This is a genomic window from Amycolatopsis sp. w19, from assembly GCF_051373225.1.
GTDB classification, from domain to species: Bacteria; Actinomycetota; Actinomycetes; order Mycobacteriales; family Pseudonocardiaceae; genus Amycolatopsis; species Amycolatopsis japonica.
In genome coordinates, this window is record NZ_JBPQFM010000014.1 from 17,346 (window position 1) to 30,281 (window position 12,936).

The window sequence follows — 12,936 nt, forward strand, 5'->3', positions numbered from 1 at the left end:
CGAGCCCGAGCGAGTCACGCCTTACGGAACCGCCACGTCTTGCTGTCGAAGGCCACGCACCACGAAGGCGAGAGCACGACGACCCGCAGGGTCCCGTCGGCGGCGACGTCGATGCCCTCGGTCTCGAAGTTCCCGCTGCAGGTGCTCTTCAGGGGCAGTTGCCCCAGCGACGTCACCCGCCCGGTCACGTCCGAACCGGACAGCGCGCCGGAAAGATCCACCTGCAGCAGCGGCTTCGTGGTCCCGAACAGCGAGCCCTCGGGGTCGTCGGACGAGCACAGCAGCCGGGTCGCGGTGACGAAGTCGCAGCCCTGGATGTCTCGCACCGGCTTGTCGAGCCGGATCGCGGACGAGTACGGCAGGTTCGCCGAGGGGTTCGTGTGCGCGACGCCGGGCATCGGGTGCACGAGGAGCCGGTCCATCGTGCCCCACTCGCCCGCCACCATCCAGCGCGCGTCCGGGGTCACGGCGGCGAACGAGTTGTTGTTCGCCTCCCACGATTCCAGCGTGTGCGTGTAGTTCGCCCACTTCCCGTCGGGCGACTCGACGCGGAAGAGCTTCGCTCCCCGGTCGTCGCGCTGGTACGGCTCGACGTACCAGCCTTGCGCGGAGCCCGGGTCGCCGACGTGGTTCCAGCCCTGGGTCGAGAGGCTCATCGGGACGGTCGCGATCCCGGTGTAGCGGTAGATCGTCCCGGACGGCCGTTCGATGGTGGCGAGGCCCTGGCCCTCGTCGAGCGGGCGGGCGTTGTCCGAACCGACCGTGGTCCAGCCGGTGACGGCTTGGGCGGCGGCGGGTGAGAACACCGCGACCAACGCGGCGATGGCGAGCACGATCCCGGTTCTACGCATGAAGGCTCCGTCCCGGCTGAGTTTCGCTGGCGGGTACTGATTACCAGCGAAGTCCGGGACGGGCAGCCGCCATGTGAAGGATTTTCAGATTTTGTCCGGTATCGGACACCGGACGGACACTCAGTCGCCGGGCTTGAGACCGTCGTAGATCTTCTTGCAGTCCGGGCAGACCGGCGAACCGGGCTTCGCCGACTTCGTCACCGGGAAGACCTCACCGCACAGCGCCACCACGTGCGTGCCCATGACCGCGCTTTCGGCGATCTTGTTCTTGCGCACGTAGTGGAACATCTTCGGCGAATCGTCGTCGGTGCCGTCGGTGCCCTCGGGACGGGTATCCGGCTTCGGAAGGGTCTGTGTACTCACCCCTCCATAATGCCCCAAATCCTCCTGCGCACACCGACGACCTGGCAGGATCTCGCCCATGTTCCAGAAGGTGCTCGCGACGTTCGGCTCGGGCGGGGCGAAGATCGACGCCCGGCTGCTCGACCGCACTGTCTCCCCCGGCCGCCCGTTGCGCGGCGAGGTCCTGCTGCTCGGCGGCGAAGTCGATCAAGAGATCAACGGTCTCTCGGTGAAGCTGCTCGCCAGGGTCACGCTCCCGGACGAGCGCCGCCCCGGCGTCGAGGACCTCGAGTTCGGCACCCAGCAGCTCGCGGGCAACGAGCGCATCGGGCCCGGCCAGCAGGTCCGGATCCCGTTCGAGGTCGCCCTGCCCTGGGAAACGCCGATCTCCAGCGTCTTCGGCAAACCGCTGAACGGGATGGCCGTTGGCCTGCAGACCAGTCTCGACATCGCGAACTCCGTCACCGACCCGGTCGACGTCGACGCCGCCGCGATCGAGCCGCTGCCCGCGCAGAAACGGATACTGGACGCCTTCAGCCGGATCGGCTTCGTCTTCCGCGAGGCCGTGCTGGAACGCGGCCGGGTCGACGGCGCGGTCCAGCAGCTTCCCTTCTTCCAGGAGATCCGCTTCACCCCCTCGCCGCGGTTCGCGCCCGTCTTCACCTCGGTGGCGGTGACCTTCTTGTCCTCGCCGTCGGAGACGCAGGTCGTGCTGGAGGTGACCAAACGGGTCCGGGTGTCCAAGAGCGGCGGCTTCGGCGGACGCGGCCAGGAGTTCCTCGGCCTGTTCAAGGTCGACCACGCCGCGGTGGAACGGGTCAAGTGGGAGCCTCAGCTCGAGGGCTGGCTGCACGAGGTGGCCAAGGCACGCGGGATCTTCGACTGATGGACTGGCCGACCGCGATCACCCGGCTGGGTGGCGATCACCGGATCGCCGCCGTCGCGTGGGACGACCTCCAGACCCGTTACGCCGAACCACACCGCCGCTACCACGATCTCCGGCACGTCACGGCCGTCGCCCGGGACAGTGGGGCCCTCGCCGTCGCCTTCGGCCTGGGCGCCCGCGAGCGCGCGCTCGTCGCCATCGCGGCGTGGACGCACGACGTCGTCTACGACGCCCGCCCCGGCGAGGACGAGCAGGCCAGCGCCGCCTGGACCCGCGACGAACTCACCAACGCCGGTGTCCCCGCGGCCGACGTCGAACGTGCCGGCGAGCTGGTCCTCAGCACGATCCACCACGCCGCCCCCGACGAAGACCTCCTCGCCACGGCACTGCTGGACGCCGACCTCGCGATCCTCGGCGCCACGCCGGAGGACTACGAGCAGTACGCGAACGGTGTCCGGGAGGAGTACTCGATCTACTCCGACGAGGACTGGCGGGCGGGCCGCGCGGCCGTGCTCGAAAACCTGCTGGCCAGGCCGCGGCTGTACCGCAGCGACATCGCGCGGGCACGCTGGGAGGGCAAGGCACGCGAGAACCTCTCGAACGAACTGACCCGATGGCGTGGCGCGGACCCACATCACCGATGATGTTCGTTCGTGACTCCGCAACTGTCCCTTCACGAAGAGGTCGCCTCCGCCCTCGCCGCCGGTGACCCCGTCGTCGCGCTGGAGAGCACCATCCTCTCCCACGGTCTCCCGCCCGGTCGCAACCTCGACGTCGCGCGGCGGCTGGAGAAGGTCGTGCGCGACGGCGGCGCCGTCCCCGCGACCATCGCCGTCCTCGACGGCGTCCCCCTGATCGGCCTCACCGGCGAGCAGCTGGAACGCGTGTGCGCGCCCGGCGCGGACCTGGACAAGCTCTCCCTGCGCGACATCGGCCCGGCCGTCGGCCTCGGCCGCTCCGGCGCGACCACGGTCGCCAGCACCGCGGCGCTGGCCGCCGCGGCCGGGATCGGCATGTTCGCCACCGGCGGGCTCGGCGGCGTGCACAAGGGCGCCGCGCAGAGCTGGGACGTGTCGGCGGATCTGGGCGTGCTCGCGAAGGTGCCCACCACGGTCGTCTGCTCGGGCGTGAAGTCGGTACTCGACATCGCCGCGACCCTCGAGGTGCTGGAGACCAACTCGGTGCCCGTGCTGGGTTACCGCACCGGCGAGTTCCCGGCGTTCTACCTCCGCTCGTCAGGTTTCGAGGTGCCGTGGCGGGTCGACGACGCCGCGCAGGCCGCCGCGGTCATCGCCGCGCACCGGGCGCACGCGTCTTCCGGTGTGCTGCTGGCGAATCCGATCCCGGAAGCGTCCGAAATGGACCGGGAGCTGCACGACCGGCTGCTCGCCGAAGGGCTGGAACTCCTCAAGACCCGTGGCGTGCACGGGAAGGACGTCACGCCGGTGCTGCTGGAGCACTTCCACACCGCCAGCGAAGGCGTGAGCCTCGACGCGAACGAAGCCCTGGTGCTGTCCAACGCGGAACTGGCCACCGAGGTCGCCGTCGCGCTCGCCGGGAACGCGGCATGAGCGGCAGCAGCGGCATTGTCGTCGTGGGCGACGTCGGTCTCGACGTCGTCGCACGGCACGAAGGACCCATCCCGCACGGTGGCGACATCCGCGCGAAGGTCCACTTCACCAGCGGCGGCGCCGGTGCGAACACCGCGCTGTGGCTGCGGGCCGAGGACACGGAGACCACGCTGGTCGCGCGGATCGGGGACGACTCCGGCGGCCGCATGGTGAAGAGCGAACTGGAGGCGGCGGGCGTCCGCTGCGAGTTCGCGGTGGACCCCGCGGAACCGACGTTCTGCGTCGTCGTGCTCGTCGACGGGGCGGGTGAGCGGAGCATGCTCGCCGACCGCGCGGCCAACGCGAAGTTCAGCCCGGAGGACATCACCGAGGCGGCCCTGGCCGGGGCGAGTCACCTGCACCTCTCGGGCTACGTCCTGCTGTACCCGTCGTCACGGCCCGCGGCGCTCGCGTCGCTGGCGGCGGCGAAGAAGGCCGGGCTGACGACGTCGGTCGACCCGCAGGCGGCGACGCTGATCACCGATCCCGCGGCCTTCCTCGACGACGTGCGCGGCGTGGACCTGCTGATGCCGAACACCAGCGAGCTGGTCGCGCTGACCGGGTCGAGTGATCCCGAGGCGGCGAAGGAACTGCTGGACTACGTCGGCGAGGTCGTGGTCACCGCCGGTCTCGACGGCGCCAGCTGGGTGGACGCGAGCGGCACCATCACCTCGGTGCCCGCGCAGCCGGCGGAGTGCGTCGACTCGACCGGCGCCGGGGACGCCTTCGACGCCGGTGTGCTGGCGGCGTGGCTGCGCGGCGAGTCCACGGTGGAGGTGCTTCGGGCCGGGACGCGGCTGGGTGCCCAGGCGGTCGCGAAGGTCGGGCCGCAGCCGTAGCCCCTCACCGAGCGCTATGAAAGGTCCTTTCCTTGCAAAATTTGCCAGGAAAGGACCTTTCATAGCACGCGCGAAACGAGTCAGCCGCCGTCGATGACGCGGTGACCGGAGCTTTCGATGCGCGTCGGCTCCGACTGGTACCGGTTGACCTTCTCGCTCTTGCGCGGCGGCCGGTCGTTGGCCACCAGCACGGCGATCCACGGCAGCGGGATCGAGATCGCGATCAGCGCCAGCGCGAGCCACCAGGTCTGGTAGAAGATCCCGGCGAGGATCAGGCACGGGATGCGGAACGACATCATGATGATGTACTTCCGCTTCCGCTTGGCCAGCTGGTCTTCGTAGGACGGGGCGGCTTCGGTGATCAGCACCGGAGCGGGTTCCCTCGGTTCGGGACCGTGGGCGGGCGCGTTCACAGCACCACCTCCGGCTTCCATGGTCCCACTCGCCGGGCTCATCCGACACCCGGGTGGGTGAGCCGGTGCAAAGCCGCGACCACGAGCGTCTCGACGCCGGCCGAAAGCGTCGGATGCGGGATCGGCGCGAAGAGCGGCGAGTGGTTCGACGGGATGTCCTGTTCGAAACGCCCGGCGGTCATCGCGGCGATCACCTTGTCCTCGTCCAGGCCGCCGACCAGCCAGAACACCGACGGCACCCCGGCGGCGCGGCCGAATTCGCTGAAATCCTCGCTGCCGGTGACCAGTGGCGCTGGCATCACCCGGCCCTCGCCGAAGTGGTCGCGGAAGGCGGCGGTGAGCCCCTCGGTGGCCGCGTCGTCGTTCTCGGTGACCGGGAAGGCGCCGATCCGCTCGATCTCCGGCGGTTTCGGCGCGCCCGCGGTGGCCGCCTCGCCCTGGACGATCCGCTCGACCGCCGCGACGACCTTCTCCCGCACGGCCTGGTCGAACGACCGGATGGTGAGCTCGAGGACGGCGTGGTCGGCGATGATGTTGTGCGCGGTGCCGACGTGCAGTGACCCCACGGTCACCACCGCCGATTCGGTCGCCGAGATCTCCCGCGACACGATGGTCTGCAGCTTGAGCACCACGGACGCGGCGAGTACGGCGGGGTCCACCGTGGTCTCGGGGCGCGAGCCGTGGCCGCCCCGGCCGTGCAGGGTGATGCGGAGCGCGTCGGTGGCCGCCATGATCACGCCCGGCCTGGTCAGCACCCAGCCCGCGGGGCCGGGCACGACGTGCTGGCCGAGCACCACGTCGGGCTTCCCGGCGGGTGCGAATACGCCGTCGTGGACCATGCCGGCGGCGCCGTCCCCGGCCTCCTCCCCCGGCTGGAAGACGACCATCAACGTGCCGGACCAGTGCTCGCGGCCGGCCGCGAGCAGCGACGCGGCACCGGAAAGCCAGGTGGCGTGCATGTCGTGACCGCAGGCGTGCATCACCGGGACGTCGCGGCCGTCGGCGTCGACCCCGCGCGCGGTGCTCGCGTACGGCAGGCCGGTCGTCTCCTCGACCGGCAGCGCGTCGATGTCGGCACGCAGCATCACCTTCGGGCCGGGGCCGTTGCGCAGCACGCCCAGGACGCCGGTGCGCCCGATGCCGGTGTGCACCTCGTAACCGTCCGCCTCCAGGCGCCGCGCCAGTTCGGCGGCGGTACGGGTTTCGGCGAACGACAGCTCCGGATGCCGGTGGAGGTCGATGTACAGGTCTTCCAGTCCGGGCAGCGCCGCCTGTAGCGGCGCCAGGACACTTTCGAGGCTCACAGCGGCATCCTGGCAGTATTACCCACCGTGAGCAAAAGATCCGTCACACCCTATCCGTCACAATTACCCACCGTGAGCACACGAGCCGCCCTCCCCGACCTGTCCGACGACGTCTGCGCGAGGCTGCGTGACGCCTTCCGCCGGACGGGTTACGACGCCGACGGCGTGGTCGGCGCCCTCGGCTCCGCGCACGGCGCACTCGGACGCGGCGAACCCGAGCTCGCCTACCGGGCGACGCGCGACGCGGGTGAACTCGGCACACTGATCCGGCTGTTCCTCCTGGGTTCGACCGAACCGGAGAAGGATGTCGAGGCCGCTTTCGCGCCGCTTTCCCTCGATGACGCGGTCGCCGCCACCCTGCTCGTGCCCGCGGCCGACGGCTACCGCGCCGGTCTCGACGTCCGCCCGCACGGCGACGACGAAGGCTCATGGTGGGTCGTCGCCGACCTCGACGCCGACATCCTGGGCCGGACCGTGCCCGAAGACCACGTGCTCGGCGTCGGGCACGCCTCCCTCAGCCTGATCCGGGCCACCAGCCGCCGCGAAGTCGGCACCCTGCTCGACGTCGGCACGGGCAACGGCGTCCAGGCGCTGCACGCCACCCGGCACGCGAAGAAGGTCACCGCGACCGACGTCTCGGCCCGTGCGCTGGCGCTCGCCGCGGCGACGTTCCGGCTCAACGAACTGGACGTCGAACTCGTCCGGGGCGAATGGTTCGCGCCGGTCGCGCGGCGCCGGTTCGACCAGATCGTCTGCAATCCGCCGTTCGTGGTGGGCCCGCCGCGTGTCGACTACACCTACCGTGACTCCGGTCTCGCCGGTGACGACGCAAGCGCGCTCGTGGTGCGGCAGCTGCCCGGGTTCCTCAACGACGGCGGCACCGGCCAGCTCCTGGCGTCCTGGCTGCACGTGAAGGGCGAGGACTGGGGCGATCGGGTGACCCGCTGGCTGCCCGCCGAGACCGACGCGTGGTTCGTCCAGCGGGACATCGCCGATCCGGGCCTCTACGTCGGCACGTGGCTGCGTGACGCGGGCATCGACCCCCGCTCCCCCGAAGGCCGCGCGAAATCGGGCGCGTGGCTCGACTGGTTCGCCGAGAACGACGTCCAGGGCATCGGTTTCGGCTTCGTCACCCTGCGCCGGGCGGACGGCGCGACCCCGACGATCGTGTGCGAGGACCTGCGCCAGGCCTACGACGACCCACTGGGCGCCGAGGCCGCGAACTGGCTGGACCGGGTGGAATGGCTTCGCACCAACGGGGATTCGCTCCTCGATGTCCGGTTCCGGGTCCCGGAGACCGTTCTTCTGGAGAGCGTCGCCGAGCCGGGTGAAGAGGGCTGGGCCACGACCGTCCAGCGGCTGCATCGCACCGATGGTCCCGGTTGGTCGCACGAAGTGGACGAGCTCGCGACACGGCTGCTCGCCGGCTGCCAGGGCGCTTTGCCGCTGGAGGATTTGATCGTGCTCCTGGCGGCCGCTCAGGGCCTGGAACCGGAGGAGCTGGCCGAGGCCGCGCTGCCCGTCGTCCGGGAACTGGTCCGGCACGGCATGCTGCTGCCCGCCGTCTGATGCGGGCGGTGGTGGCGAGGGTCACGGAAGCGAGCGTGACCGTCGGGGACGAGGTGACCGGCGCCATCGACGAGCCGGGTTTGCTGGTGCTGCTGGGGATCCACGCCGACGACGACGTGTCCAAGGTGCCGACGATGGCCCGCAAACTGCACGAAGCTCGCATACTTCGCGACGAGGAGTCGTGCGCCACCACCGGCGCCCCGCTTCTCGTCGTAAGCCAGTTCACCCTTTACGGCGACACCCGCAAAGGCCGCCGTCCCTCCTGGACCGCCGCCGCCCGGCCCGAGGTCGCCGAACCGCTCGTGACGGCCGTCGTCGACACGTTGCGCGAACGCGGGGCCCGGGTCGAAACCGGCCGGTTCGGGGCCATGATGGCGGTCCGGAGCGTGAACGACGGTCCGTTCACCCTCCTCATAGAGGTCTAGACCACGTTTCTTTCTCCCCCGCACGGGCATTCTCAGGAAAAGCTCAGGGTTGGTCGAGCAACGCCCCAGGTCAGCCGCCCGTCTCCTCTGTAGCGGCCGGGAACGTTTTCGGACCTCCCGGCGTTGAGCCAAGTGTCCAGCCAAGCTGGGCCGACGAGGAGTAGCGGGTTTTCCACAGGGCCTGTTACGCCGAGGCGGATCCGGCGGACACATCGCAGCACGTTCAGCCCGTGACCGGGGAGGCAGAATGTCAGTCCAGACTCTCGAACGCGAAGCGCGCGGGATTCGCGAGCGCCGTATCCCGGCGCAATCCACCCAGGAGCCGGTGAGCACGGGGGCGCTCACCGACGCCGACCTCGACGCCCAGAGCCCGGCCGCGGACCTCGTTCGCGTGTACCTCAACGGAATCGGCAAGACGGCGCTGCTGTCCGCCGCCGACGAGGTCGAACTGGCCAAGCGCATCGAAGCCGGCGTGTTCGCCCAGCACATGCTGGACACCGCCGAGGGTCTCACGCCGAAGCGGCGTTCGGAGATGTCCGCCCTCGTGCGTGACGGCCACAGCGCGAAGAACCACCTCCTGGAGGCCAACCTCCGCCTCGTGGTCTCGCTCGCGAAGCGCTACACCGGCCGGGGGATGCCGCTGCTCGACCTGATCCAGGAGGGGAACCTGGGTCTGATCCGCGCGGTGGAGAAGTTCGACTACTCCAAGGGGTTCAAGTTCTCGACGTACGCCACCTGGTGGATCCGCCAGGCCATCACCAGGGGGATGGCCGACCAGGGACGCACCATCCGGCTGCCGGTCCACCTGGTGGAACAGGTGAACAAGCTGGCCCGTATCAAGCGCGACCTGCACCAGCAGCTCGGCCGGGACGCCACCCACGAGGAACTGGCCGCCGAATCGGGTATCCCGGCGCACAAGATCTCCGACCTGCTCGACCACTCGCGTGACCCGGTGAGCCTCGACATGCCGGTCGGCACCGAGGAGGACGCCCCGCTCGGTGACTTCATCGAGGACTCCGAGGCGACCGACGCCGAGAGCGCCGTGATCTCCGGTCTGCTCCAGGACGACCTGCGCCGCGTGCTCGCGACGCTGGACGACCGCGAGTCCCAGGTGATCCGTCTGCGCTACGGCCTCGACGACGGCCAGCCGCGCACGCTCGACCAGATCGGCAAGCACTTCGGCCTTTCCCGTGAGCGCGTTCGGCAGATCGAGCGAGAGGTCATGTCGAAGCTGCGTCAGGGTGAGCGGGCGGACCGCCTGCGCGCCTACGCTTCGTAGTGCCACAGAGCCTTTCGGCGCGGAAAAAGCAACACCCGTTCGGCAGCGTTGACTTATGACCTGCGTCACGAGACCGTCGAGCAGGTAAAAAGTCTTCGCGGTCGGGTGTTCGCGCCCGGATCGCTTTCCCCGGGAGGTCGGGTCCGTCGGGGTGGGCCCGGCCTCCCGAACTATTTGTGGGGCGCGGCGACAAAATGCAGGGCGGGAATTGCAGTCGGTCCCGTGGGTCGTGAGTGGTAAGTGTCGTTCTAACGACACTTACCACTCACGACCCACTGGACCCAGCACCCACCGGCAGTGGCCCCGGTTACTTCAGCCGTGGCCTCGCGGACGTCTTGCCCGAGCTTGGGTACCGTGAGCGGGTTCCCGATGCCGGCAAAGGAGCCCGCGCAGTGGCGCCCACCACGTTCCAGCACACCGAAGTCCTTCCGCTCGCCAAGGACACCCGCACCGAGTACCGGCTGATCGGCACCGAAGGTGTCGAGGTCGTCGAAGCCGCGGGCCGGAAGTTCCTCAAGGTCGAGCCCGAGGCGCTGACCAAGCTCGCCAAGACCGCGATCACCGACATCCAGCACCTGTTGCGCTCGTCACACCTGGCGCAGCTGCGGGCGATCGTCGACGATCCCGAGGCCAGTGGCAACGACCGGTTCGTCGCGATGGACCTGCTGCGCAACGCGGCGATCTCCGCCGGCGGCGTCCTGCCGATGTGCCAGGACACCGGCACCGCGATCGTGATCGGCAAACGCGGCGAAGGCGTGCTCACCGGCGCCGACGACGAGCGTGCTCTCTCGCGCGGTATTTTCGACGCCTATCAGGAGTTGAATCTGCGCTATTCGCAGATGGCGCCGGTGAATTTCTGGGATGAGCGCAATACGGGCACCAACTTGCCCGCGCAGATCGAGCTCTATCACAAAGACGGTCAAGGTGACCCGAGCTATGAATTCCTGTTCATGGCCAAGGGCGGCGGCAGCGCGAACAAGACGTTCCTCTATCAGGAAACGAAAGCCGTCCTGAACCCGAAGCGCCTCGCGAAGTTCCTCGACGAGAAGCTGCGCAGCCTCGGCACCGCGGCCTGCCCGCCGTACCACCTCGCGATCGTCGTCGGCGGCACGTCGGCGGAGTTCAACCTGAAGGTCGCGAAGCTGGCCTCCGCCCGTTATCTCGACGACCTGCCCACCGAGGGTTCCGAGCTGGGTCACGGTTTCCGCGACGTCGACCTCGAACAGCAGGTGCTGGAGATGACGCGCCAGTTCGGCATCGGCGCGCAGTTCGGCGGCAAGTACTTCTGCCACGACGTCCGCGTGATCCGCCTGCCGCGCCACGGCGCGTCCTGCCCGGTCGGCGTCGCCGTGTCGTGCTCGGCCGACCGCCAGGCGAAGGCGAAGATCACCGCCGACGGCGTGTTCCTGGAGCAGCTGGAGCGCGACCCGGCGCAGTTCCTGCCGGACGTCACCGAGGACGACCTGTCCGACGAGGTGGTGACCGTCGACCTGAACCGGCCGATGGCCGAGATCCGCGCCCAGCTCTCGCAGCTGCCGGTGAAGACCCGCCTGTCGCTGACCGGTCCGCTCGTCGTCGCCCGCGACATCGCGCACGCGAAGATCGCCGAGCGGCTCGACGCGGGTGAAGAGATGCCTCAGTACCTTCGCGACCACCCCGTGTACTACGCGGGCCCCGCGAAGACGCCCGAGGGCTACGCGTCGGGTTCCTTCGGGCCGACGACCGCGGGCCGCATGGACTCCTACGTGGAGCAGTTCCAGGCCGCGGGCGGTTCGCTGGTGATGCTGGCGAAGGGCAACCGGTCCAAGAAGGTGACCGCCGCGTGCAACGAGCACGGCGGGTTCTACCTCGGCTCGATCGGCGGCCCGGCCGCGCGGCTCGCGCAGGACTGCATCAAGAAGGTCGACGTGCTCGAGTACGCCGAGCTGGGGATGGAAGCGGTCTGGAAGATCGAGGTCGAGGACTTCCCCGCGTTCATCGTCATCGACGACAAGGGCAACGACTTCTTCGAGGCCACGTCGGAACCGGTGCTGCAGATCAGCTTCCGGTAGTCCACGATCCTGTCCGTGAAGGCCCCCTTCACTACCTTCAAGGTAGGGAAGGAGGCCTTCACGGACTCGGTGGATCGTCACGTTCGCCCCGAACGCACCAACAGTCGCAACGGCTGCGCGTGAAGGCCCCCTTCCCTCGGCTGAGCCGAGGAAACTCGACCTTCGCACCATGTCGCAGTACATGAAGGCCCCCTTCCTTGCGCTAGACGCAGTGAAGGGGGCCTTCATGTACGTTCGTCAGGTGCAGGACGCTATGAAAGGTCCTTTCCTTGCAAAATTTGCAAGGAAAGGACCTTTCATAGCGCGCGTTGGGGGTCAGCGCATCTGCTTCAGGACCACGGTCCGCTCCCCCAGCGGCGCCGAAAGCGCCACCGAGATCACCGGATGCCGGATGTCCATCGTGCACATCTGGCCGGTCTGGCCCTTGAGTTCGGTCAGGTTGACGGTGACCCTGGTCCCGTCCTGCTGCGCGGCCTCCGCCGTCGCGTGCCCGCAGCCGCCTTCCTGGCCGCGGATGTTCAGGATCGTCCCGCCGTTGCTGGTGTACACCTCACGCGGATAGTCCGCGGGCAATGCCGACGCGTCGAGCTGCTTGTCCGGCAGCTTGGTGCTGCCTTCGGGCACCTCCTGGCGCGGCGCGCCGGGCACACCCGGCTGGCTTCCCGGCTTGCTGGTCGGCGCGGGAGCCGACGACGAAGGCGGCGCGGTCGGGGACGGCGGCACGGTACTCAGGGTGCCGCTCCCGGGTCCGGCCGCGGGTTCCGCCGCCTGGTTCTGCGCCCCGCAGGCGGATACCGCAACGACGATCAGGCCAAGGCCGATGGCATTCGTTAAGTACCTCATGTGACTGGGACGGAACGAAGCCGCCATCGGGTTGCATCCCGAACCCGGTCAAAGGACGACGGTCCGGGTGCCGAGCGGCTGGGCGAGTTTCACCGGCAGGACGGCGTAGCGGATCACCTGCGGGCACATTTGCCCCGGCTTCGCGTGGTCGATGGTCACGGTGACCACGACCCGCTGCGCGTTCTCTTCGGCGAGGTTCGCCCTCGCCTCGTCGCAGCCGCTCAGTTCGATGTGCACGGCCAGGCCGTCGTTCTCGGCGCTGACCTGCACGGGCAGTGCGGTCTCGACCTGGGACGGCGGCAGCATCTTGTCCGAGGGCGGCGGGCCGACGGTCGGCCGTGACATCGGCGGTTTCGCGACCGGAGGGCTCGCCGGGAGCGAGGTGGGCAGGTCCGAAGGTGTGGTGACGACCGGAGGGGTGCTCGTGTTCGCCGGAGCTCCGGGGCCGCCCGCGCCGCAGGCCGCCGTCGTCGCGGCGAGCACGATCACCGCACCCAGCGTCTTCGCTGCGTTCATCATGGTGT

Annotated in this window: 14 protein-coding genes; 8 read left to right on the forward strand and 6 right to left on the reverse strand. The window is 69.4% G+C overall.

The annotated features are described in order from the left end of the window. Positions 1–14: 14 nt before the first annotated feature. Together ACSMFO_RS25230 and ACSMFO_RS25235 are read right to left on the reverse strand one after the other, a co-directional pair. Positions 15–851: a hypothetical protein gene (locus tag ACSMFO_RS25230; protein ID WP_037343687.1), complete on the reverse strand. Its 837-nt coding sequence runs from the start codon at positions 849–851 to the stop codon at positions 15–17. Positions 852–971: 120 nt separating this feature from the next. Then, positions 972–1,214 carry a DUF3039 domain-containing protein gene (locus ACSMFO_RS25235; RefSeq protein WP_007033595.1) on the reverse strand — a complete coding sequence of 81 codons (243 nt, stop codon included), beginning with the start codon at positions 1,212–1,214 and terminating at the stop codon, positions 972–974. A gap of 58 nt (positions 1,215–1,272) precedes the next feature. On the opposite strand from ACSMFO_RS25235, the gene ACSMFO_RS25240 reads away from it, so the two are divergent. The 4 genes from ACSMFO_RS25240 to ACSMFO_RS25255 are packed head-to-tail and all read left to right on the forward strand — an operon-like array spanning position 1,273 to position 4,528. Further along, the gene (locus ACSMFO_RS25240) at positions 1,273–2,079 is read left to right on the forward strand and encodes a sporulation protein (protein ID WP_436460736.1); all 807 of its coding nucleotides are present in this window, start codon (positions 1,273–1,275) and stop codon (positions 2,077–2,079) included. Next, the gene (locus ACSMFO_RS25245) at positions 2,079–2,723 is read left to right on the forward strand and encodes an HD domain-containing protein (protein WP_436460737.1); all 645 of its coding nucleotides are present in this window, start codon (positions 2,079–2,081) and stop codon (positions 2,721–2,723) included. The genes ACSMFO_RS25240 and ACSMFO_RS25245 overlap by 1 nt, the downstream gene beginning before the upstream one ends. A 9-nt stretch (positions 2,724–2,732) precedes the next feature. Then, the gene (locus ACSMFO_RS25250; protein WP_436460738.1) at positions 2,733–3,650 is read left to right on the forward strand and encodes a pseudouridine-5'-phosphate glycosidase; all 918 of its coding nucleotides are present in this window, start codon (positions 2,733–2,735) and stop codon (positions 3,648–3,650) included. Beyond that, the gene (locus tag ACSMFO_RS25255; protein ID WP_436460739.1) at positions 3,647–4,528 is read left to right on the forward strand and encodes a carbohydrate kinase family protein; all 882 of its coding nucleotides are present in this window, start codon (positions 3,647–3,649) and stop codon (positions 4,526–4,528) included. Before ACSMFO_RS25250 ends, ACSMFO_RS25255 begins: the two co-directional genes overlap by 4 nt. Positions 4,529–4,608: 80 nt before the next feature. Here ACSMFO_RS25255 and ACSMFO_RS25260 read toward each other — a convergent pair whose 3' ends face one another. Together ACSMFO_RS25260 and ACSMFO_RS25265 are read right to left on the reverse strand one after the other, a co-directional pair. Then, positions 4,609–4,962 (reverse strand): DUF3099 domain-containing protein, encoded by a 354-nt coding sequence (locus ACSMFO_RS25260; protein WP_038515872.1) that lies wholly within the window; start codon positions 4,960–4,962, stop codon positions 4,609–4,611. A 17-nt stretch (positions 4,963–4,979) separates the two neighbouring features. Further along, complete coding sequence (locus tag ACSMFO_RS25265) at positions 4,980–6,245, reverse strand: amidohydrolase (protein ID WP_436460740.1); 1,266 nt, start codon at positions 6,243–6,245, stop codon at positions 4,980–4,982. A 72-nt stretch (positions 6,246–6,317) separates the two neighbouring features. On the opposite strand from ACSMFO_RS25265, the gene ACSMFO_RS25270 reads away from it, so the two are divergent. The 4 genes from ACSMFO_RS25270 to ACSMFO_RS25285 all read left to right on the forward strand — a co-directional run bounded on the left by ACSMFO_RS25270 (position 6,318) and on the right by ACSMFO_RS25285 (position 11,569). Then, positions 6,318–7,814 (forward strand): DUF7782 domain-containing protein, encoded by a 1,497-nt coding sequence (locus tag ACSMFO_RS25270; RefSeq protein ID WP_436460741.1) that lies wholly within the window; start codon positions 6,318–6,320, stop codon positions 7,812–7,814. Further along, on the forward strand, positions 7,814–8,239 hold the full coding sequence (dtd, locus tag ACSMFO_RS25275) for a D-aminoacyl-tRNA deacylase (RefSeq protein ID WP_436460742.1): 426 nt from the start codon (positions 7,814–7,816) through the stop codon (positions 8,237–8,239). Before ACSMFO_RS25270 ends, dtd begins: the two co-directional genes overlap by 1 nt. 247 nt (positions 8,240–8,486) lie before the next feature. Then, entirely contained in the window at positions 8,487–9,518 is a 1,032-nt protein-coding gene (locus ACSMFO_RS25280; protein ID WP_016332919.1) for a sigma-70 family RNA polymerase sigma factor, read from the forward strand. Between the two features lie 392 nt (positions 9,519–9,910). Further along, complete coding sequence (locus ACSMFO_RS25285) at positions 9,911–11,569, forward strand: fumarate hydratase (RefSeq protein WP_038515883.1); 1,659 nt, start codon at positions 9,911–9,913, stop codon at positions 11,567–11,569. A gap of 315 nt (positions 11,570–11,884) precedes the next feature. Here ACSMFO_RS25285 and ACSMFO_RS25290 read toward each other — a convergent pair whose 3' ends face one another. Both ACSMFO_RS25290 and ACSMFO_RS25295 read right to left on the reverse strand, forming a co-directional pair. Then, the gene (locus ACSMFO_RS25290) at positions 11,885–12,292 is read right to left on the reverse strand and encodes a hypothetical protein (protein ID WP_037343662.1); all 408 of its coding nucleotides are present in this window, start codon (positions 12,290–12,292) and stop codon (positions 11,885–11,887) included. A 168-nt stretch (positions 12,293–12,460) separates the two neighbouring features. Continuing rightward, complete coding sequence (locus ACSMFO_RS25295; protein ID WP_360089544.1) at positions 12,461–12,931, reverse strand: hypothetical protein; 471 nt, start codon at positions 12,929–12,931, stop codon at positions 12,461–12,463. Between the last annotated feature and the right edge of the window lie 5 nt (positions 12,932–12,936).

Bases quoted from the DNA above. Each gene is read 5' to 3' on its own strand.
- ACSMFO_RS25240 (WP_436460736.1), top strand. From the start codon at position 1,273: ATGTTCCAGAAGGTGCTCGCGACGTTCGGCTCGGGCGGGGCGAAGATC.
- ACSMFO_RS25280 (WP_016332919.1), top strand. From the start codon at position 8,487: ATGTCAGTCCAGACTCTCGAACGCGAAGCGCGCGGGATTCGCGAGCGC.
- ACSMFO_RS25260 (WP_038515872.1), bottom strand. From the start codon at position 4,962: ATGGAAGCCGGAGGTGGTGCTGTGAACGCGCCCGCCCACGGTCCCGAA.
- dtd (WP_436460742.1), top strand. From the start codon at position 7,814: ATGCGGGCGGTGGTGGCGAGGGTCACGGAAGCGAGCGTGACCGTCGGG.
- ACSMFO_RS25230 (WP_037343687.1), bottom strand. From the start codon at position 851: ATGCGTAGAACCGGGATCGTGCTCGCCATCGCCGCGTTGGTCGCGGTG.
- ACSMFO_RS25295 (WP_360089544.1), bottom strand. From the start codon at position 12,931: ATGATGAACGCAGCGAAGACGCTGGGTGCGGTGATCGTGCTCGCCGCG.
- ACSMFO_RS25245 (WP_436460737.1), top strand. From the start codon at position 2,079: ATGGACTGGCCGACCGCGATCACCCGGCTGGGTGGCGATCACCGGATC.
- ACSMFO_RS25255 (WP_436460739.1), top strand. From the start codon at position 3,647: ATGAGCGGCAGCAGCGGCATTGTCGTCGTGGGCGACGTCGGTCTCGAC.